The following is a 21,193-nucleotide window of genomic DNA, read 5'->3' on the forward strand; positions in this document are numbered from 1 at the left end:
CTTCTCTCCGTCGGATTGCGTTGGCCTACGCCATTCGGCGTAGGCCAACGTGGAGGCTAGCTGCCGAGAGTGTCGACGTTCTCCTTGGTGATCCAGGTTGCTTCTGTGAGAACTTCCGACTCAACCTGCTCACCGTTGATGACCTTCACGATCGTCTCCACGCCGAGCTCGCCGATCCCGGCGGTGTCCTGCGAGACCGTACCGGCGAGCGATCCGTCGTTGATCGCGGCGACACCATCCGCTGTCGCGTCGATACCGAAGACAGGGATCTCACCCGTCTTTCCCGCGTTGGTCACCGCCTGCGCAGCTCCGACTGCCATTCCATCGTTCTGCGCGACGATCCCCTTGAGCGCTGTCCCCGTGGACAGCCAGTTCTCGGTGAGTTCGAGGGCCTCGGCCGTCACCCAGTTGCCCGTCTGCTCGAAAGCGATGGTCACGCCGGGGTTCTTCTCGAGCGCCAGGTCATAGCCGGCCTTGCGTGCGAGCTGCGCGTCGCTGCCCATGGGCCCGTACAGGAGGGCGATCTCGCCAGAGCCTCCGATCGCCTCGATAGCCTCGGTCATCTGCAGCTCTCCGGCTTTTTCCTCGTCGCCGCCGACGTACGCGGCCGCGAGAGACTGGTCCTGCGCCTGCTGCACGATCGTGGCGATGGGAATACCTGCATCGTTCGCGGCGATCAGCCCTGGGACGACGCCGTCCTTGGAGACGGGTTCGACGAGGATCCCGGCGTAGCCCTGAGAGACAGCCTGCTCAATCTGGCCGACCTGCGTGGACGCGTCCTGGGCGCCATCGAACACCACAACCTCGTAGCCGAGCTCCTCGCCCTTCGCTTGAGCGGCCTCCGCTACGGTCTTCACGAACTCGTTGGACATGTGGCTCATCGCCAGTGCGATTCGGCCGTTCTCTCCTCCGCCTGCACCATCCCCGCTCTCACCTGTGTTCGCACATCCGGTCAAAAGAAGCGCACTCGCGGCTGCCATAGCCACCGAGAAGCGCAGTACTCGCTGCTTGTTCATTGTTGATCCTTTCTGGGCCCGCGGATGCGGGTGGTCGGTGCGGATGGCCTCGTGATCTCGCGAGGTCACTTCCGCCTTGTCTTGACGTCGATGAGCACTGCGAGCACGATGATCGCGCCCTTGATGAGCATCTGCGCGTTCGAATCGATGCCGAGGATGTCGAGGCCGTTGGCAATGACGGCGATCATGAGGGCACCGATGACAACGCCTGTTGCTCGCCCCCGACCCCCGGCCATGCTGACGCCGCCGATGACGACTGCGGCGATCGCGTCGAGCTCGTAGGAGGCCCCCGCCGTTGGCGAACCGGTGAAGGTACGCGACGCGAGGAGCACGCCGCACAGGCCCGCGAGCGTGCCGGCGATGAGGAAGGGAGCGACGGCGAGCCGCTTGACGTTGATGCCGGAGACTTCCGCCGCCTGCGGGTTGCCGCCGAGCGCATAGATCCTGCGCCCGAAAACCGTCTTGCGCAGCACCAGACCGGCGATGATGGCGATGATCACGAAATAGATGGCCAGGGCGGGAACACCGAACGGACGCCCGGAGGCGAGTTCGCGGAATTCAGGGCTGAGGTCGGAGATCGGTGCACCGCCCGACACCATGAGGGCGAGTCCGCGGACCGCTGTCAGCGACCCGAGCGTGACGATGAACGAGGGAATCGCACCGTAGGCGACACCGATGCCGTTCGCGAGACCGACGATGGCTCCAACGGCGACCCCGACAAGGATCGGCACGAAGATCGGAAACTCGCCCGGATGAGCGAAGAGCGCTGCGGAGACACCCGCCAGGCCCACCGTCGAGCCGATCGAGAGGTCGATCTGACCGGAGATGATGACGTACATCATTCCCATCGCGAGGATCCCGTTGATGGACGTCTGGATCAGGACGAGAAGAATGTTGTTGACGCTCAGGAACGAAGCGTTTGGCGAGGCGATGGTGAGCCCGACGATTAAGACGACGAAGATCACCGCCAGACCGGCGTCCTTGATGTTCAAGTTGAGACGGCGTTCAGCGATCTTCATTGGTCGTGTTTCCAAACTGTGAGGCGAGCTCGAGGATGCGCTCCTGCGAGAACTCGGGTCGGTCGAGCGTGCCGGTGAGGCGCCCTTCGGCAAGCACATGGATGCGATCGCTCAGGCCCATGAGCTCGCTCATCTCAGAGGAGATGAGGATCACGGAGCGGCCAGCGGCGACGAGGTCACCGATCAACGTGTAGACGTCATATTTCGCCCCGATGTCGATGCCTCGGGTCGGTTCGTCGAAGATGATGATCTGCGGTTGGGTGAGCAGCCACTTCGCGAGTACGACCTTCTGCTGATTACCACCAGAGAGGCGAGAGACGAGCTGCTCGCGTCTCGGTGTCTTGATGCGGAGCTGTTCGATGTAACCGTCCGCGATGCGGTTCTCGGTTCGGCCGGAAACGATGCCGGAGGGAAAGAGCTTGGCCAGGTTGACGATGGTGATGTTCTCGGCAACAGAGCCTTCGAGATTCAGGCCCGTGACCTTCCTGTCTTCAGTGACGAGCGCCAGTCCGTGGGCAATCGCATCCTTAGGTCGGCGAATGCGTACGTCCTTGCCATTGATGCGGACGGGCGCGGACCCGCTTCCGGGACGTATGCCGAAGAGCGATTCCACGAACTCGCTACGGCCCGCGCCGACGAGTCCCGCGAGGCCGAGCACCTCGCCTCGACGAAGGCTCAGGCTGACGTCGCGGACAAGAGGTGGGCTCTCCCAGCCACTGACTTCAAGGACGGTCTCGCCGATCTCGACCTCACGCTTGGGGAACGACTCGGCGAGCTCGCGCCCGACCATGAGGGAGATCAGGGTCGACTCGTCGTAGGCAGAGACCTTGTCCGTGCGGATCAGCTTGCCGTCTCTCAGCACGGAGATGGTGTCGGAGATGCGGAAGATCTCGTCCATCTTGTGCGAGATGTAGATGATGCCGACCCCAGACGAGCGGAGCTGCGCGATGTGGTGAAAGAGCACTTCCACGTCGCTCTCCGTGATCGCCGAGGTCGGCTCATCCATGATGATGACCCGGCTCTCGAGTGCGATGGCCTTGGCGATCTCGACAAGCTGCATTTGGGCGACGGACAGCGTGCGCATGATGCGGTTCGCATCGATGGCGATGCCGAGTCGCTGGAGGAGCTCATCCGTCTGTGCGCGCATGCGGGTGGCGTCGTAGAGACCCGCGAACCCTCGGATCTCCCTGCCGAGGTAGATGTTCTCGTAGACCGTCTGGTCGAGGACGGGGTTGAGTTCCTGATGGATCATCGCGACGCCACGGTCGAGGGCGTCGCGCGGGCCATCGACGACGACCGCTTCGCCGTTGATCGTGATCGTTCCGGCGTCTGGCTTGTAGATCCCCATGAGGATCTTCATGAGCGTCGATTTCCCGGCCCCGTTCTCTCCCATCAACGAGTGAACCTCCCCAGCGTGCACGGCGACGGAGACGTCGTCGAGCACTCGAACGCCGGGGAAGGACTTCGAGATGTTCTCGAGCTCCAGAAGGGTCTCGCTCATGGGTGCACCTTTGCATCGTGGGACGAGGTGTATGTAACAACATGAACGTCGGCAAGTCAAAACTTTTTCTCGCGAAACGAACAACTTGTTACTCAAGCGAGACAAGGGGCTGGATCTTGAATATCAATTTCTAGACAGTTTGTTCGTCAGGTGATACTTTCGACTGACCTGAACGACGAACCGAGGGGTTACCCCATGTCTCCAACTGAGATCCTCACCGCCGAGGAAACAGAGCTGGACGCCGTCGCCCGACGAGCGCGCTGGCACATCCTGAACACCGTGGCCTCGAGCAAGGCCGGCCACATCGGCGGGCCGCTGTCCGCCACCGACCTGCTGGTGGCGCTGTACTTCCGCCAGCTCCGCATCGACCCGGCGCAGCCCCAGGACCCGGACCGCGACCGATTCATCCTCTCCAAGGGCCACTCCGCGATCGGCCTGTACTCGGTACTCGCACTCCGTGGTTACTTCCCCGAAGAGGAGCTCCTCAGCTTCGACCACGGAGATTCCCGCCTGCAGGGCCACCCCGACATGCTGCTCACGCCGGGCGTCGACTCCTCGACCGGTTCGCTCGGCCAGGGTCTCGCCTCAGGCGCGGGCATGGCTCTCGCCGCGAAGCGCCTCGGCAAGGACTTCCACACGTGGGTCATGGTGGGCGACGGGGAGATCGAAGAGGGCATGGTGTGGGAGACCGTCATCTCCGCACCCCGCTTCGGCCTTGACAACCTGACGCTCATCATCGACCTCAACGGCCTGCAGCAGTACGGCTGGCCGGCGGCCGACACCGACCGCTTCGATCGCAGCGAGCCGATGGGCCACGTCGATCTCGAGGCTGTTTTCCGCGGCTTCGGGTGGAACGCCGAGACCGTCGACGGTCACGACTTCGATGCGATCCTCGCGACCTACGACAAGGTCGAGCAGCGCCGCGGGAACGACGGCAAGCCGACCGTCATCATCGCGAACACCACCAAGGGACACGGCGTCTCATTCACCTCCGGAACGTACAAGTGGCACAACGGTGTCGCCACCCCGGAACAACTCGACCTCGCCCGCGGCGAGCTGAACGTAGAGGACTCCCAGCGATGAAAGCACAGCGTGTGGTGTGGGGCGAGACCCTCGCCGAACTGGCCGCGACCGATGAGACCCTCGTGGTCCTCGACGGCGACCTCGCAACATCCACTCGGGCCGACATCGTCGCGTCCGAGCAGCCGGATGCCTTCATCCAGGTCGGCATCGCCGAGCAGAACATGGTCGGCATGGCATTCGGAATGTCGACCCTCGGCTACCGCCCCTGGCTGTCCACGTTCGGCGTGTTCCTGACGCATCGAGCGGCCGATCAGATCCGCATGCTCGTCTCGCAGACAAAGGCGCCAGTGCGGATCGCGGCTGCGTACTCCGGCCTGCTCAACGGTTCCAGCGGCAAGACCCACCAGGACATCGAGGACCTCGCGATCATGCGGGCCATGCCCAACATGACGGTCATCGCCCCCGCCGACGAATACGAGGCCGCGGCCGTCGTCCGCTGGGCCTCGACGCACCCTGGCCCCGTCTATGCCCGGTTCGCCCGGGATGCGGTCACGCCAGTCTTCGACGAGACCTTCACCTTCAAGCTCGGCAAGCCGCGAGTGGTTCGCGAGGGCAGCGATGTCACGCTCATCTCGACGGGCGTGCAGACCTCACGCACGGTGGATGCAGCCGAGCTGCTCAGCGCGCGGGGAATCGAGGCACGCGTCATCCACCTCGCGACCATCAAACCGCTCGACGAGGACGCGCTGCTTGCACTCATCGACGACGAGTCGCACGTCATCACGGTCGAGGAGCACAGCCGAATCGGCGGCCTCGGCGGCCTGGTCTCCGAGATCGTCGCCGAGCGCGGTACTACCCGAGTGACTCGCATTGGCCTCGAAGACCGCTGGTCGGAGTCTGCCCCGAACGACTTCCTGCTCGACAAATACGGCCTCTCGGCCGAACGTGTCGCCGAGAGCATCGAAGCCGCACTCCCGGCTCCCGTGGCGTAGACGACGTCATGTCGCTTGTCGCCACGCACACCGAGGCACGTCCGAACGAGACGCACGGCAGGAGGTCTCGTGTCGTCACGCTGACCCCTGCCCCCTCGATCGATCGCGTCTACCGTGTCGACGAACTCAAGGCCGACCGCGTCAACCGTGCGAGCAGCGTCGAGGCGCACATCGCAGGCAACGGTGTGAACCTGGCGCGCGACCTCCGGGCAGCGGGGAACACGGTCGTCGCAGTCGCCCCGCTGAACTTCGAGGACGCCCTGGAATACGTCGAAGACGCGGCGATGTTCCGAGTGGTGCCCGTGCACCAGGCGACACGCGTCAACACGATCGTGATCGCGGGCGACGGCCAGACCACGAACGTCAATCAGGCCGCCAACCCGCTGACCTCGCGCGACTGGCGGAGTCTGTACGCGGCGGTCCGGGATGCAAGCGACCAGGCATCGCCCGACTGGATCGTGCTGGGAGGCACCGTGCCTGACACGGGCGGTGCCCCTCTCGACCCGAACGCCCTGCTCGAGATCGCGAGGGACACCAATGCTCGCATCTGCCTCGATTCACCCGGACTTGTCCTGGCGAAGTGGATGCAGCAGGGCGCGATTCCGAGCCTCGTCGCGCCCAACGTGCACGAGCTGGAAGAAGCCGTGGGTTCGTCGGTCGCCACCGTTGGTGAGGCCTGCGAAGCCGGTCAGCGACTCCTCGACCGCGGTGTGGAGACGGTACTCGTCAGCCTCGGCGCGGCGGGAGCCCTGCTGATCACCGGCAACGAGCAGCTCTGGGCGAGCACCAGGCCCGCGCGAGTCGTCAACACGACAGGAGCAGGCGACGCGGCCCTCGCCGGGCTCCTCTCGACCTGGCAGGGAGAGGGCGGCGCAAGCCGACTCGGGTTGGCGCTCACCTCCGCGGTCCGCTGGGGGCGGGCCGCCTGTGAGACATCCGCGCCCACCATCGACCCCAACACGGTCTCGGAGGTCGACGTCGACCTTCGAACCCCCGACCGAGATCTCGCCATCGCCTGACATCAGCTACGGCCTGGGCGAACACAAGCTGAGCCGTGGGAGAGCGCTTCTTTTATCCAAAAGGGCCACTGGCGCTCCCCCACGGTTCAAAATTCTGACCGCGCGGTCCGCGCTGTGAGAAAATCGCGAAATGAGCGATGACACGACCTCTGGAGGCATGGCCATCCTCGCCAAAGCCGGCTCGGTGCTGACGACACTCGAAACCCAAGGCGACCTCACCGCCGCGGGCATCGCCGAACATGTAGGCGAACCTGTCTCGTCGACGTACCGTCTGCTGGCGCAGCTCGTGCGCGTCGGCTGGGTCGACAAGGGCCACGAGCGTGGAACGTTCCGCGTCTCTGCGTCGTTCCTTCGACTCGGCTCATACCTCGAAGACCAGATCAACATCCGACAGGCCAGCGAGAACGCTCTGCGTGAACTGCAGAAGGCAACGCGGCTGACGTCATTCCTCTGCGTGCTCCGCAGCACGGGCGCCGTGTGCATCGATCGCTACGACGGCAAGGGCGTGCGATCGCTCAGTATGCGAATCGGTGATTCGCTCCCGCTCGACCGGGGAGGCGCGCCCATCGCGCTGCTCGCCAATAGCCCTGAGCAGGAACGCGAGGAGCTCGTCGCGAACCTCGCCACGACCGAGATAGCGCGAACGACGCTGACGACGAGGCTCGACGAAGCTCGCACGCGCGGACTCGCCTGGTCCGATGAGGATGTGACTCCGGGCATCGCGGCGATCGGCGCGCCAGTGTTCAATCACCGTGGCGAACTCGAAGGCGCTCTCTCGGTGAGCGGCCTCCGCGAACAGCTGATCGAGCATCGCGCCGACATCGAGCGCCTCGTCGCAGACGCCGCCTCGGCCGCGAGCGAAGAGCTCGGCTACCGCCCAACGCCCGAGGAGAGCGCACGCTCATGAACAAGCCGGCCCCCAAGGTCCTCGCCAACGCCGATGCAGTCATCCAGCTCCTCGCCCAGGATGGCGCGCTCAACCACGCCGAGATCGCCGACCGCACCGGAATCCCCCGCCCCAGCGTCTACCGGCTGGTCGACGGCCTCGCCGCTATCAGCCTCGTGGAACCCCGCACTGACGGCACGATCGGGCTTGGGCCGCGTTGCCTGCAGCTCGCGGACGCCGCACGCGCGACGATGCGCGAATGGGAAGGCGCCGACCGCATCCTGCTCGACCTGGCTTCTGAGACGCATCTGACGGCCTACCTCAGCGTGCGCTCGGGCGACGAGGCGATGTGCGTCGAGTGGGCGCAGGGGCGCGACTTCGCGATTCTGCTGCTCCGCCCCGGACGCACGCTCCCCCTGCACGCGCCGGTCGCAGGTCGGGTCCTGCTCGCCTACGCCACAGACGTCCACGACTACGTGCGATCCGATGCGCTCACGCCCCCGACCACGCCAGACGTCGAAACTCTCGTCGGCGAACTCGATCGCATCCGTGAGAGCGGCTACGCGGAGACAGCAGGCGAGGTGACCGTCGGCGTCGGAGCACTCGCGGTTCCCGTGCGAGACCCATCGGGGACAGTCGTAGCGTGTGTCTCCGTCGCGGGCTTCGCGCCCGCCGTGCGCAGCAGTCGCGACGCCTACCTCGACTCTCTGAAGACGGCGGCGCAGCACCTCGAAGAGACGCTCGCCGCTTCCTGAACCGCGGTAGTCACCTGAGTCGATCACCCCGCACGGGAGGCGATTTCTCGTGCCGAAAACAAAAGTGGACGAGTCGTCCGAAGTATGAGAAAGTAATGCCAGATCTTGCGAGCAGCGCCGCTCAGTGTGGGCACAGGAGCCCCGGGCGCGAGAGACAGCGCGGCTGAGCACCAGCCCCACAGAGGAGAGAACATGGCAACGTCCACGACCCCCACGACCATCGGCGTCGGCCTCATCAGCGTCGGGTGGATGGGCCGCCTGCACAGCCGCGCGTACTCAGCGCTGCACCACCGCTACCCGGAACTCGGCATCCGCCCCCGGCTCGTGATCGCAGCCGACACGCTCGAATCCGGACGCCGAGAGGCTGAGGACGTCCTCGGCTACGAGACGAGCACCGCCGACTTCCACGAAGTGCTCGCGAATCCGGAAGTCGACGTGGTCTCGATCTGCGCCCCGAACTTCCTCCACGCCGAGGCCGCCATCGCAGCCGCGAAGGCGGGCAAGGCGATCTGGCTCGAGAAGCCCGCCGGCCGCAGCGGCACGGAGACAGCATCCATCGCCGACGCCGTCGAGGCGGCAGGCGTCGCTTCCTGCATCGGCTTCAACTACCGTCATGTGCCCGCCGTCGAGCTCGCCAAGCAGCTCATCGCAGAGGGGCACCTCGGCACCATCACGAACGTCCGAGGCCGCTTCTTCGGCGGATTCTCGGCAGACCCGAGCGACCCGCTCGCCTGGCGCTTCGTGCGCTCAGCGTCCGGCTCCGGCGTGCTCGGCGACCTGATGGGCCACCTCGTCGACCTGGTCCACCACGTCCTTGGCCCTATCGCGAGCGTCTCCGGCACAACCGGCACGTACATCACCGAGCGCCCAGCGCTCCCCGGCCGCGGCGAGGGACTCCTCCCCGTCGAGAACGAGGACTACGCGAACCTCCTTATCCGCTTCCGCGACGACGCCGTCGCGGCGGGCGCACTCGGGATGCTCGAGGCGTCGCGTATCGCCGTCGGCTCCTCCTCCGAGTACGCCTTCGAGATCAACGGCACCAAGGGAGCCGTGCGCTGGAACTTCGCCCGCATGAACGAGCTCGAAGTCTCGACGACCAACGACGGGCCCTTCGTGGGATACACCACGGTCTTCGCCAACTCGCACTTCCCGGAGTTCGCGCGATTCCAGCCCAGCTCCGGCACGGGCATGGGCTACGACGACCTCAAGGTCATTGAAGCGGCCAAGTTCCTGCAGACGTTCCTCGACGGCACCCCCCGCGCTGCCAACATCCACGACGGCGTCGCATCCGCTCGCGTCCTCGACGCCGTCGAAACCTCCGCCGCGAACGGCCAGTGGGTCGACCTCGACATCGAACCAGGCACCAACTCAGCCGTGCGCGGCGCCCTCGCACCCGTCAGCGCCTAATCGCTCCCACGAGACCAGGAATCAGAACCATGGCAGCATCCACCGCCCGCATCGCCAGCGCACCCATCTCCTGGGGCGTGAGTGAAGTTCCCGAATGGGGCCACCAGCTCGCTCCCGAGCGTGTCCTGCGTGAGATGTCCGAGCTGGGCTACACGGCCACCGAGATCGGACCCGACGGGTTCCTGCCCGACGCGCCTGCCGAGAAGGCCGCTCGCCTCGCGGAATTCGGCCTGACCGCACTCGGCAGCTTCGTACCTGTCGTGCTGCACGACGCAGACAACGATCCAGCACCCCGCATCCGTCGGGAACTCGAGGCATACGCGGCCGTCGGCGCGGACACACTCATCCTCTGCGCCGTCACGGGACAAGACGGCTACGACGAGCCCCGACCCGTGCTCACGGAAGCGCAGTGGAGCACGCTCTTCTCGAACCTCGACCTCCTCACCGAGCTCGCTGCCGAAGTGGGCGTCACGACCGCGCTCCACCCGCACGTCGGATCGGTCGTCGAGAGCGCCGAAGAAGTTGACCGCGTACTGAACGGCTCGAGGATCCCCTTCTGCTTCGACACGGGACACCTGATGATCGGTGGAACCGATCCCGTCGCATTCGCGCAGCAACACGCTGATCGCATCGCCCACACTCACCTCAAAGACGTGTCCGTCAAGCAGATGCTGCGCGTCAAGAACGGCGAGATCAGTTACTACCAGGGGTCCATCGACGGCCTCTACACGCCGCTCGGCCAGGGAGACGTGGACATCCGAACGATCGTGCACGCGCTTCTCGAAAGCGGATACACGGGCTGGTTCGTCACCGAGCAGGACAAGGTCCTCATCGGCGGCGAGCCCGCCGAGGGTGAGGGGCCCATCGAGGACGCTCGCGAGAGCATCGAGTACCTCAACGGCACGATCGCAGAGTTCCTGGCGGCGCAGTCAGCATGACCGGAGCACGCATCGGAATTGTCGGGCTGGGCCGGGCCGGGCTCATGCACGCGCGCAACCTGGCTCAGGACTCCGGCGTCAGGAGCGTCGTGCTCATCGGGCGCGACGCCGAGCGGGTAATGCGGGCGAAACTCGAACTAGAGCAGATGCTCGCAGCTGGGGCACCAGCGGAGGTGCGGGGGTACCACGCGCCAAAGACCGCGCCAGCATCCCTCGAGACGTCGACCTCGAGCATCACCGAACTCGCGTCCGAGCTCGACGGACTTGTGATCGCCACGTCCACCCCAAGTCACCCGCAGCTGACGCTGGAGGCAGCAAGGGCCGGGCTCGTGACGCTCGTCGAGAAGCCCATCACGCTCGACATCGACGAGCTGGAGGCGCTCGTCGACGAGCTCGATGAGATCGGCACCCCGGTCATGGTGGCTTACCACCGCAGGTACGACCCTGCCTACCAAGCCTTACAAGCGCGGGTTGCTGCAGGCGACATCGGCACGCTCCGCGTCATCTCAGCGACCAACCACGACCACCTTCCCCTCTCCCTGGACTACATCCCGACCTCGGGCGGCAGCTGGAGGGACCTCCTCATCCACGACTTCGATGCCATCACCTGGGTGGCTGGCGAAGAGGTCGTGTCAGTGCAGGCGGCCGGGGCTGTCCTGGACGAACCGCGATACGCGGACTCAGGAGACACCGACACCTGCGTCGCCTTGCTGCAATTGCGTTCCGGCGCAATCGCAACCGTCAGTGGTCTGCGGCGCAGCGAATCCGGCCAGGACTGCCGGATGGAAGTCATCGGCACCGAGGGTGCCTTCGCGGCCGGCCTCGAGTCGCGTACGCCGATCACCTCCTTGGAGCCAGACGTCCCAGCTCCGGCAGCGCCGTACGAACAGTTCATCGACCGGTTCGAGCCGGCTTTCCGAAGCGAGATCCACCACTTCCTGCGCCTTGTCGCAGGTGACTCGACCGCGAACCACACCTCCCCGCGCTCGGGTATCGCCGCCCTGCGCATCGCCAACGCCGCCGAGGAATCCCGCCGCACCGGCACCACCATCCACCTTCAGCCCGAAGTGGCGACGCAGAGAGAAGCAGTCACCTCATGACCAAGACGACACGCATCGGTCTCATCGGCACCGGCCGAATCGGCCAGGTCCACGCACGCTCCATCAGCGAGCTCGATCACGTCGAGCTCGCCTGGGCCTGCGACCCGTTCATCGCCGGCGCCGAAGCCCTCGCGGCTCGCCACGGCTCCAGGGCGACGGCAGACGCCGCAGAGGTCTTCGCCGACTCGAGCGTCGACGGCGTCATCATCGCCACGCCCACGTCGACACACGTCGACCTGATCGAGCAGGCCATCTCCGCTGGCATCCCGGCATTGTGCGAGAAGCCGATCGACCTCGACATGACCCGCGTCGACTCCATCCGCGACCGTGTGCGCGAAGCTGGTGTCTTCGTCGGCCTCGGCTTCAACCGACGCTTCGACCCGCACTTCGCAGAACTCCACCGGCGAGTGCAGCTTGGCGACATCGGGCGCCTCGAGCAGCTCAGCATCATCAGCCGGGACCCCGCCGAGCAGCCAGCCGAATACGTCGCGACCTCGGGCGGCATCTTCCGCGACATGACAATCCACGACCTCGACATGGCCCGATTCTTCGTGCCCGAGATCGTCGAGGTCACGGCCCGCGGCTTCAACAGCTTCAGCGACACCACGCGGGAGCTCGGCGACTTCGATGGTGCCGCCGTCACGCTTCGCGGTTCACACGACGAGCTCATCACCATCACGAACTCACGACACAGCGCCTACGGGTACGACCAGCGCCTCGAAGCCTTCGGCTCCCGTGGGCTCCTCTCCGTCAGCAACATCGCCGAAACCGTCGTGCGCCACTCCAACGACACGCTCGTCGAGGCCCGTCAGCCATACCTCAACTTCTTCCTCGAGCGATACCGCGACGCCTACCGCCTCGAGCTCGAAGAGTTCATCTCCGGAATCCATGGCGCAGAAGTCTCGACCCCCGACTTCGAAGATGGACGCGCAGCGCTTCTCCTCGCGGATGCCGCCGAGGAGTCCGCCCGAACCGGCCAGTCCGTAGCTGTGGATCTCAGCTGATGGTGGCTCCACGTCTCATCGCGACCTGCTGGACCAGCGCAGGCGACGCACTGCCTGGAGCAGCCGACGAGCGAAGCCCGTTCGAGCCGCTCGAGCGCGTGCGGGCCATCGCCGAAACCGGCTGGAGCGGGTACGGCTTTGCCCACCACGACCTGGCATACGTGCGTGACACGATCGGGTTCCAGGAGCTGAAGTCCGCGTCCGATGAACTGGGACTCGGTCACATCGAGATCGAGCTCGCCAGCGACTGGTGGCTCGAGGACCGCTCGACGTGGGAGGCGACCTGGCAGCTGCTGCTCGAAGCTGCGACCCAGCTCGACGCCGCGCACATCAAAGTCGGTACGGCCTTCGGCAGCCCCGTCGAGAATCTCGACTTCCTCGTGGCGCCCATGCGTGACCTCGCCGAGCAGGCCGAGCAGGCAGGCACACGTGTAGCGCTCGAGCCGCTCCCGTTCTCGATGATCGGTTCGATGCCGCAGGGTGCGCAGCTCATCGAGCGTGTCAATCACCCGGCTGCCGGGCTCATCGTCGACTACTGGCACGTCTTCCGAGCTGGAACCACCCTTGAGCAGCTCTCCGCAGCCGTGCCCCTCGAAGCGATCTTCGGCGTAGAGCTCAGCGACGCTGCAGCTGAGCCCGTCGGGACGTTGTTCGAGGACACCCGCGATCGACGAACGCTCATCGGTGAAGGAGATCAAGACGTCGTCGGCTTCATCACGATGCTCACGGCGCTCGGCTACACCGGGCCGTGGGGCGTCGAGATCCTCTCCAGCGAACACCGCGCGCGCCCGCTCGGAGAAGCACTCCAGCTCGCGCACGAGACCGCACTGGCAACTTTCCACGATGCGGGCGCCGTCTCATCGGCCCTCGCATAACCCCACACGACTCGAAAGGACAAGACATGTCACAGCCACAGGTATGGAAAGCCGGCGAATGGGACAAGATCACGCCGCAGAAAGCCGGGTGGACGTACGTCGGCTTCGAGGTCCTCACCCTTGAAGCCGGGGAAAGTGCAGACTTCGACGCCGACGGTGAAGAGCGGGCCTTCATCCCGCTCTCCGGCAAGGTCATCGCCGACATCGACGGAACACGCCACGAGCTCGGGGGACGCGCATCCGTCTTCGACGGGCTCGGGTACTGCCTCTACGTTCCTCGTGACACTGCGGTGACCATCGAAGCGCTCAGCACCGTCGAACTCGCCGTTGCGTCCGCGCCGGCACAGACCAAGCACGAGGTCGTCCTCGTCACCCCAGACGACCTCAGCGTCGAAGCTCGAGGCGGTGGCAACGCCAGCCGCCAGGTCTCCACGCTCATCCCGCCGGGCTTCCCCGCCGACCGCCTCCTGGTCGTCGAGGTCTGGACCCCCGGTGGCAACTGGTCGAGCTACCCGCCTCACAAGCACGAGCACGACGGAGACGGCGAAGCCGAACTCGAGGAGACCTACTACTACCGCCTCCGTGACCCCGAGAAGGGCTGGGCCGTGCAGCGCGCCTACCAGCCGGAGCGCGGATTCGAGCTCGTCGAGACCGTGCACGACGGCGACATCTGCACCCTCCCCTGGGCTTACCACACGACCGTCGCAGCCCACGGCCACGACCTGTACTACCTCAACGTGCTCGCGGGGCCGGCCCCGGAGCGGACGCTGCAGGCCTGCCAGGACCCCGAGCTCGCCGCGATCGCCGACGACTGGGAGGCCATCGGCATCGATGCCCGCGTCCCCTTCGTCCCGAAGCACCCACAGCACTGACCACAGAGACCGCAGCGTTCCGCTGCACACGAGAGAAAGGGTGACGCGATGTCGCAGAGCCACACCACTCCAACCCCGGCAACGACTCGTCGACTGACCGTCGGCCAAGCGATCGTCGAGTTCCTGAACGTGCAGTACGTGGAACGCGACGGTGAGACGAAGCACTTCTTCGGCGGCGCGTTCGGCATCTTCGGGCACGGCAATGTCGCCGGCCTCGGCCAGGCGCTCCTGCAGTACCAGGACCAGTTCCCGTACTACCAGGGGCGCAACGAGCAGGGCATGGTGCACATCGCCACCGGCTACGCGAAGGTGCAGAACCGTCTTGGTGCGCTCGCCGTCTCGACCTCGGTCGGGCCGGGAGCCTCCAACATGGTCACTGGAGCAGCCACTGCAACCGTCAACCATCTGCCGGTGCTGCTCCTCCCTGCGGACGTGTTCGCGACGAGGCGCACCGGTGCCGTGCTCCAGCAGCAGGAGATGCCGTACTCGCTCGAGGTGAACTCGAACGACTCGTTCCGCGCCGTCTCGCGCTACTACGACCGCATCACGCGCCCCGAGCAGCTCGCATCCGCGCTGCTCGAGGCGATGCGAGTGCTCACGAGCCCGGCAGACACGGGTGCCGTCACGCTCTCGCTCCCACAGGATGTCCAGGCCGAGGCCTACGACTTCCCCATCGATCTCTTCCGCGACCGCGTCTGGCACATCGCCCGGGCGAGGGCCGACCGCGCCGCTCTCGAGCGCGCCGCCGAGATCATCCGCGGTGCCCAGCGTCCAGTCATCATCGCCGGCGGCGGGGTCATCTACTCCGACGCGACGGATGCGCTGGTCGCGTTCGCCGAGGCCACTGGCATCGGCGTCGGGGTCACGCAGGCCGGCAAGGCCTCGTTCCCGCACGAGCACGCCCTCGCCCTCGGGGCACTCGGCGCGAGCGGCTCCCGGTTCGCGAACGGCATCGCGCAGGATGCCGACGTCGTCATCGGCGTCGGCACGCGATACACGGACTTCACGACTGCTTCGAACACCCTGTTCCGGGACGAGAACGTGCAGTTCGTCAACATCAACGTCGCCGAAATCGACGCGCTCAAGGAGTCGGCGACCGCGCTCGTGGGAGACGCTCGCGTCACCCTCGAGGAGCTCCTCGAGCTGCTCGCCGCGCACACGGCGCCATCCGAGGCCGTCGCGCAGGTGAAGACGAACGCCGCTGAATGGCGGCAGGAGATCGACCGCATCATCGCCGTCGAAGATGCATCGTCGAGCCTCTCGCAGGCCCAGATGCTCGGCATCCTCAACTCCGTGGCCGCCGACGAGGACGTCGTCGTCAACGCTGCCGGGTCAATGCCGGGAGACCTGCACCGCCTCTGGCGACCGGGCTCCGTCAAGGGCTACGACATCGAGTACGGCAACTCCTGCATGGGCTACGAGATCCCGGGTGCCATCGGCAACGCCCTCGGCGCTCCGGAACGTCACGTCTTCGGTCTTGTCGGTGACGGCACCTACCTCATGGGTGCGCAGGAGATCCTCACCGCGGTCCAGGAGCACGTGCACATGACGTTCGTCATCGTCGACAACCAGGGCTACGGCTCGATCGCCGCCCTCTCCGACACCCTCGGCTCGCAGACCTTCGGGACGCGCTTCAACGAGCGCGGCGAAGCGCTGCGACACGACGGCGCACGCCTCGAAGTGGACTTCGTCGCCAACGCGGCCAGCTACGGCGCGAAGGTCTGGAGCGCGGACACGGCGGAGACCTTCCGCGCCGCACTCGAGGAGGCCAAGGCCCACGAGGCGACCAGCGTCGTCTACGTGCAGGTCGACTCGCAGGCCCGCTTCGGCGGGTCCGGCGCGTGGTGGGACGTGCCTGTCGCGGAGGTTTCCACCCTCGACTCGACCCTCGAGGCTCGCACCCGCTACGAGGAGGCACAGGCTCACCAGCGTCTCTACCTGTAGCTGTCGTTCTGGGCCCGCCGGCGCGGGGCGGGCCCAGAACACCCCACCGCGCATCCGCTTACTTCCCCTCGGCCCGAATACCGGCCCGCACACCTCACTGAGATTCGTCGACACCGACGTCACGCCGACCATCAGTGCGCTCAAAAACGCAGCACCCTCACGTCAACCAAAGGAGATTTTCGTGAAGAAGACAAAGCTCATCAAGGGCATCGCAATACTCGCCTGCATCCCGGCACTCGCACTCGCCGCCTGCTCGTCAAGCGGCGGACGCGACACCGGAACTAGCACGGAAGGCACCGGCGGAGCCGTCGCCGACACCCCAGAGATCACCATCGCGATGATCACGCACGCAGCCCCCGGTGACACATTCTGGGACATCGTCCGCAAGGGCGCCGAGACCGCCGCTGCCAAGGACAACGTGAACCTCGTCTACTCGGGCGACCCGGACGGAGGCCGGCAGGCGCAGCTCATCCAGCAGGCCATCGACCAGGATGTCGATGGCATCGCCGTGACCTTCGCGAAGGCGGACGCCGTCAAGGACGCGGTCGCGAACGCAATTGCGGCGGGCATCCCCGTCGTCGGCTTCAACGGCGGGCAGGAGGAAGCTCTCGAGGCCGGGGTCGTCACGTACGTCGGCCAGGACGACCTCGTTGCTGGCCAGACGGCGGGCGAGAAGCTGGTCGAGGACGGCTTCACGCACCCGATCTGCATGATCATGGAGCAGGGACACGTCGGCCTCGAGGCACGCTGCGCCGGCATCAAGGAGAAGGTGCCGGGCACGGAGATCCTCTACGTGCAGGGCACGGACATGACCCAGGTCACTTCAACGCTGACCGCGAAGCTGCAGTCCACGCCCGACGCTGACATCGTCATGGGCCTCGGCGCACCCTTCACCGTCGCAGCAGTGGGTGCCGTCGAAGACCTCGGCTCCGACATCAAGGTGGGCTCGTTCGACATGTCGGCCGACCTCGCGAAGCTCATCGCCGACGGCTCCGTCGTATTCACCGTCGATCAGCAGCCCTACCTGCAGGGGTACGAGTCGGTGGATGCGCTCTGGCTCTACAACAACGGCGGTTTCGAGCTCGGTGGTGGCGGCCCGATCGCGACTGGCCCCAACATCATCACGACCGAGAACGCGGCACTTGTGCTCGAACAGGCCGAGAAGGGGATCCGCTAACCACGTCGCCTGTGGGCGCCGGCCGTGAGAGCGGCCGGCGCCCCAGAACAAAGGATCACGCTCATGGCAACCATCACAGCCCCCACCACGGACGAACGCATCGGACGAAAATCCCCGATCAGCGTCTTCCTCGCGCGCCCAGAGATGGGCGCCATCGTCGGCGCCCTCGCCGTCTTCGCCTTCTTCGCCGTCGTCGCCCCGACGTTCACCCAGATCAACTCGATCGCCACAGTTCTCTACGGTGCTTCCACCATCGGCATCATGGCCGTCGGAGTCTCGCTGCTCATGATCGGCGGCGAGTTCGACCTCTCCACCGGCGTCGCGGTCATCTCGTCGGCACTCACAGCCTCCCTGTTCAGCTGGTACTTCGCCACCAACGTGTGGGTCGGCGTGCTCATGGGCCTCGTCTTCGCCCTCGGCGTCGGCTTCGTCAACGGCTGGCTGCTCATCAAGACGAAGCTGCCGTCGTTCATCATCACTCTGGCCACCTTCCTCATGCTGACCGGCATCAACCTCGGCGTGACCCGACTGATCGGCGGGGGCGTCTCCAGCCCCTCGATCAGCGATCTCGACGGGTTCGAGTCGGCAAAGGCGATCTTCGCCGCGAAGCTCCCCATCTTCGGCGTCAACGTCGAGATCACCGTCATCTACTGGATCGTGCTCGTCGCGGTCGCCACGTGGATCCTCATGCGCACCAAGGTGGGCAACTGGATCTTCGCCGTCGGCGGCGACGAGAACGCGGCCCGCGCGGTTGGTGTGCCCGTCACGGCCACGAAGATCGGGCTCTTCATGGGCGTCGGCTTCTGCGCCTGGGTACTCGGCATGCACAACCTGTTCGCCTTCAACGTCGTCCAGTCGGGCGAGGGCGTCGGCAACGAGTTCCTGTACATCATCGCGGCCGTCATCGGCGGCTGCCTCCTCACCGGCGGCTACGGCTCAGCGATTGGCGGCGCCATCGGCGCCCTCATCTTCGGCATGGCCAACAAGGGCATCGTCTACGCCCAGTGGAACCCGGACTGGTTCAAGTTCTTCCTCGGCCTCATGCTCCTGCTGGCCACGATCGTGAACCTCGTCGTCAAGAAGCGAGCGGAGCAGAAAGCATGACCACCGACACTCTCCCCCCAGTCGACACCCTTCCTCCGGTCGACCAGGGCACGCACCTCATCTCGCTCCGGGAAGCGGGCAAGCGGTACGGCAACATCCTCGCCCTGCAGGGGGTCGACATGGACGTCGATCCAGGACGCGTGACCTGCGTACTCGGCGACAACGGAGCCGGCAAATCGACGCTCATCAAGATCATCGCGGGACGCCACGAGCACACCGACGGCGAGTTCCTCATCGAGGGCGAACCCGTCACGCTCAAGTCGCCCCGCGAAGCCCTCGAGCGCGGCATCGCGGCGGTCTACCAGGACCTCGCGGTCGTGCCGCTCATGCCGATCTGGCGCAACTTCTTCTTGGGGTCTGAGCTCACGAAGGGCGTCGGCCCGTTCAAGAGCCTCGACGTCGAGCAGATGCGCACCATCACCAAGCACGAGTTGCTCGAGATGGGCATCGATCTCCGCGACGTCGACCAGCCCATCGGCCAGCTCTCCGGCGGCGAGCGCCAGTGCGTCGCGATCGCGCGGGCCGTGTACTTCGGCGCGAAGGCACTGATCCTGGACGAGCCGACCGCCGCCCTCGGCGTCAAGCAGTCCGGTGTGGTGCTGCGCTACATCCTCGCGGCCCGCGACCGGGGGCTCGGCGTGATCTTCATCACCCACAACCCGCATCATGCGTTCCCCGTGGGCGATCGCTTCCTGCTGCTCAAGCGCGGCAAGTCGATCGGCTACTACGACAAGGCCGACATCACGCTCGACGAGCTCACGGCCCAGATGGCCGGCGGCGCGGAGCTCGAGGAGCTCGCCCACGAGCTCGAGCAGCTCGGCGGCTACACGCAGGACATCGCCGTCATCCGTGGAGTCGAAGAGGAGATCGAGCCGCACTGACCCCCGCCCGAGATCCGCGTCGCTGCCGGGTTCGATGTGAGCCCGGCAGCGACCAACCGGCGCAGGATGCGCCACAGCAATTAGGGAGCGACATGAGTACCACAAGCAATTCGCACACCGAGCGGCCAGCGCTACCAGCGCTGACCCCAGGGCCGTACCGCAAGCGCCTCGGCCTGATCTCCATCGTCGCGTGCTTCGGCGGCCTCCTCTTCGGCTACGACACCGGCGTCATCAACGGCGCCCTGCGTCCGATGGCCGCCGAGATCGGCCTCGACGCCTTCACCGAAGGAATCGTCACGAGCTCCCTGGTGTTCGCCGCGGCTTTCGGCGCTCTCTTCGGTGGGCGCATCTCTGACGCAATCGGTCGCCGCCGAACCATCCTGATCCTCGCGATCATGTTCTTCCTCGGCACCGTCGTGGTCGTCGTCTCCCCCAACTTCGCGCTCCTGGTTGTGGGGCGCATCATGCTCGGACTCGCCGTCGGCGGCGCATCCACGGTGGTGCCCGTCTTCCTCGCGGAGCTCGCGCCGTTCGAGATCCGCGGATCCATCACGGGGCGCAACGAGGTCGCCATCGTCATCGGACAGCTCTCGGCGTTCGTGATCAACGCGATCCTCGGGAACACGCTCAGCCACATCGACGGGGTCTGGCGCATCATGTTCGCCGTCTGCGCCGTCCCTGCCATCGCTCTCTTCTTCGGGATGCTCCGCATGCCCGAGTCGCCGCGCTGGCTTGTCGAGAAGGGACGGCACGCGGAGGCGCTCGCCGTCCTCAAGACGGTGCGCTCCGAGGAGCGTGCCATCGCCGAGCTGGGCGAAGTCGAGCAGATCGCCCAGGAGGAACAGAAGGAGGAGAAGATCGGGCTGAGTGCTCTGCTCACCAACAAATGGCTGATCCGTATTGTCCTGATCGGTATCGGCGTTGCCATGATGCAGCAGCTGACGGGCATCAACTCGATCATGTACTACGGCCAGGTCGTGCTCATCGAATCAGGCTTCGAGGAGTCGGCAGCTCTCATCGCGAACATCGCACCGGGTGTCGTGGCGGTCATCGGCGGATTCATCGCCCTGTACCTCATGGACCGCGTCGACCGGCGGAAGACGTTCGCGATCGGGCTCACGCTCACCACCACGTGCCATCTGCTCATCGGCGCCGCCTCGTTGCTGCTCCCGGTTGGCAACCCTGCCCGCCCGTTTGTCATCCTGATCCTCGTTGTCGCGTTCGTGGCGTCCATGCAGACGTTCTTGAATGTCGCCGTCTGGGTCTACCTCGCCGAGATCTTCCCGCTGCACATGCGCGGCCTGGGCATTGGCATCTCGGTGTTCTTCGGCTGGACGACCAACGGGTTCCTGGCGCTGTTCTTCCCGACACTCATCGAGAATCTCGGCATCAGCGGAGTGTTCTTCCTCTTCGCCGGTGTCGGTGCTCTCGCGCTCCTGTTCACGATTACGCAGGTCCCAGAAACCCGCGGTGTGACCCTCGAGAAGCTCGAGGTCGGCGTCACGACGGGAGCCATCCACGTGCTCGGCAAGAGCCGCTAAGCACAAGAGAATTCAAGACTCGGCCGCTTCTGCGAGCGGCCGACCCGCCCGCGGGGATCGGCTTAGATCTGGACGTCCTGGCCGGACCCCGCGGGCTTCTGTGCGCGCCTACCTGAGCGTCCGCCGAAAAGCGCGAAGA

General features: G+C 65.8%; 19 protein-coding genes. 16 read left to right on the top strand and 3 right to left on the bottom strand.

Features of this window, described 5'->3' with window-relative positions:
- Positions 1-56: 56 nt before the first annotated feature.
- The 3 genes from FHX72_RS15580 to FHX72_RS15590 form a co-directional block, all read right to left on the bottom strand.
- The gene (locus tag FHX72_RS15580) at positions 57-1,016 is read right to left on the bottom strand and encodes a sugar ABC transporter substrate-binding protein (RefSeq protein ID WP_183626290.1); all 960 of its coding nucleotides are present in this window, start codon (positions 1,014-1,016) and stop codon (positions 57-59) included.
- A 65-nt stretch (positions 1,017-1,081) separates the two neighbouring features.
- Complete coding sequence (locus FHX72_RS15585) at positions 1,082-2,035, bottom strand: ABC transporter permease (RefSeq protein WP_183626292.1); 954 nt, start codon at positions 2,033-2,035, stop codon at positions 1,082-1,084.
- The gene (locus FHX72_RS15590; protein ID WP_183626294.1) at positions 2,022-3,536 is read right to left on the bottom strand and encodes a sugar ABC transporter ATP-binding protein; all 1,515 of its coding nucleotides are present in this window, start codon (positions 3,534-3,536) and stop codon (positions 2,022-2,024) included. Before FHX72_RS15590 ends, FHX72_RS15585 begins: the two co-directional genes overlap by 14 nt.
- A 195-nt stretch (positions 3,537-3,731) precedes the next feature.
- Between FHX72_RS15590 and FHX72_RS15595 the strand changes: the two genes are divergently transcribed.
- The 16 genes from FHX72_RS15595 to FHX72_RS15670 all read left to right on the top strand — a co-directional run bounded on the left by FHX72_RS15595 (position 3,732) and on the right by FHX72_RS15670 (position 21,054).
- Positions 3,732-4,619 carry a transketolase gene (locus tag FHX72_RS15595; protein WP_183626296.1) on the top strand — a complete coding sequence of 296 codons (888 nt, stop codon included), beginning with the start codon at positions 3,732-3,734 and terminating at the stop codon, positions 4,617-4,619.
- Positions 4,616-5,551 (top strand): transketolase family protein, encoded by a 936-nt coding sequence (locus FHX72_RS15600; protein WP_183626298.1) that lies wholly within the window; start codon positions 4,616-4,618, stop codon positions 5,549-5,551. The genes FHX72_RS15595 and FHX72_RS15600 overlap by 4 nt, the downstream gene beginning before the upstream one ends.
- A gap of 8 nt (positions 5,552-5,559) precedes the next feature.
- Complete coding sequence (locus FHX72_RS15605; protein ID WP_183626299.1) at positions 5,560-6,570, top strand: 1-phosphofructokinase family hexose kinase; 1,011 nt, start codon at positions 5,560-5,562, stop codon at positions 6,568-6,570.
- Positions 6,571-6,700: 130 nt separating this feature from the next.
- Positions 6,701-7,477 carry an IclR family transcriptional regulator gene (locus FHX72_RS15610; RefSeq protein ID WP_183626301.1) on the top strand — a complete coding sequence of 259 codons (777 nt, stop codon included), beginning with the start codon at positions 6,701-6,703 and terminating at the stop codon, positions 7,475-7,477.
- Complete coding sequence (locus tag FHX72_RS15615) at positions 7,474-8,211, top strand: IclR family transcriptional regulator (protein WP_183626303.1); 738 nt, start codon at positions 7,474-7,476, stop codon at positions 8,209-8,211. Before FHX72_RS15610 ends, FHX72_RS15615 begins: the two co-directional genes overlap by 4 nt.
- A 192-nt stretch (positions 8,212-8,403) precedes the next feature.
- Positions 8,404-9,618: a Gfo/Idh/MocA family protein gene (locus FHX72_RS15620; protein ID WP_183626305.1), complete on the top strand. Its 1,215-nt coding sequence runs from the start codon at positions 8,404-8,406 to the stop codon at positions 9,616-9,618.
- A 29-nt stretch (positions 9,619-9,647) separates the two neighbouring features.
- A complete protein-coding gene (locus FHX72_RS15625) occupies positions 9,648-10,556 on the top strand; it encodes a sugar phosphate isomerase/epimerase family protein (protein WP_183626307.1) in 909 nt (302 codons plus the stop codon).
- Entirely contained in the window at positions 10,553-11,656 is a 1,104-nt protein-coding gene (locus FHX72_RS15630) for a Gfo/Idh/MocA family protein (protein ID WP_183626309.1), read from the top strand. The genes FHX72_RS15625 and FHX72_RS15630 overlap by 4 nt, the downstream gene beginning before the upstream one ends.
- A complete protein-coding gene (iolG, locus tag FHX72_RS15635) occupies positions 11,653-12,660 on the top strand; it encodes an inositol 2-dehydrogenase (RefSeq protein WP_183626311.1) in 1,008 nt (335 codons plus the stop codon). The genes FHX72_RS15630 and iolG overlap by 4 nt, the downstream gene beginning before the upstream one ends.
- Positions 12,660-13,535 (top strand): sugar phosphate isomerase/epimerase family protein, encoded by an 876-nt coding sequence (locus tag FHX72_RS15640; protein ID WP_183626313.1) that lies wholly within the window; start codon positions 12,660-12,662, stop codon positions 13,533-13,535. Before iolG ends, FHX72_RS15640 begins: the two co-directional genes overlap by 1 nt.
- Positions 13,536-13,561: 26 nt before the next feature.
- On the top strand, positions 13,562-14,407 hold the full coding sequence (gene iolB / locus FHX72_RS15645; RefSeq protein WP_183626315.1) for a 5-deoxy-glucuronate isomerase: 846 nt from the start codon (positions 13,562-13,564) through the stop codon (positions 14,405-14,407).
- A 48-nt stretch (positions 14,408-14,455) separates the two neighbouring features.
- Positions 14,456-16,351 carry a 3D-(3,5/4)-trihydroxycyclohexane-1,2-dione acylhydrolase (decyclizing) gene (gene iolD, locus FHX72_RS15650; RefSeq protein ID WP_183626317.1) on the top strand — a complete coding sequence of 632 codons (1,896 nt, stop codon included), beginning with the start codon at positions 14,456-14,458 and terminating at the stop codon, positions 16,349-16,351.
- A 181-nt stretch (positions 16,352-16,532) separates the two neighbouring features.
- Complete coding sequence (locus FHX72_RS15655; protein WP_183626319.1) at positions 16,533-17,528, top strand: substrate-binding domain-containing protein; 996 nt, start codon at positions 16,533-16,535, stop codon at positions 17,526-17,528.
- Between the two features lie 63 nt (positions 17,529-17,591).
- Positions 17,592-18,632, top strand: coding sequence for an ABC transporter permease (locus FHX72_RS15660; protein ID WP_183626321.1), 1,041 nt, complete (start codon positions 17,592-17,594; stop codon positions 18,630-18,632).
- On the top strand, positions 18,629-19,513 hold the full coding sequence (locus FHX72_RS15665) for an ATP-binding cassette domain-containing protein (protein WP_183626323.1): 885 nt from the start codon (positions 18,629-18,631) through the stop codon (positions 19,511-19,513). Before FHX72_RS15660 ends, FHX72_RS15665 begins: the two co-directional genes overlap by 4 nt.
- Entirely contained in the window at positions 19,510-21,054 is a 1,545-nt protein-coding gene (locus FHX72_RS15670; protein ID WP_276510532.1) for a sugar porter family MFS transporter, read from the top strand. Before FHX72_RS15665 ends, FHX72_RS15670 begins: the two co-directional genes overlap by 4 nt.
- Positions 21,055-21,193 lie beyond the last annotated feature (139 nt).

Origin of the sequence: Pseudoclavibacter helvolus, assembly GCF_014191305.1 — a bacterium.
In the GTDB taxonomy this organism is placed as follows: Bacteria; Actinomycetota; Actinomycetes; order Actinomycetales; family Microbacteriaceae; genus Pseudoclavibacter; species Pseudoclavibacter helvolus.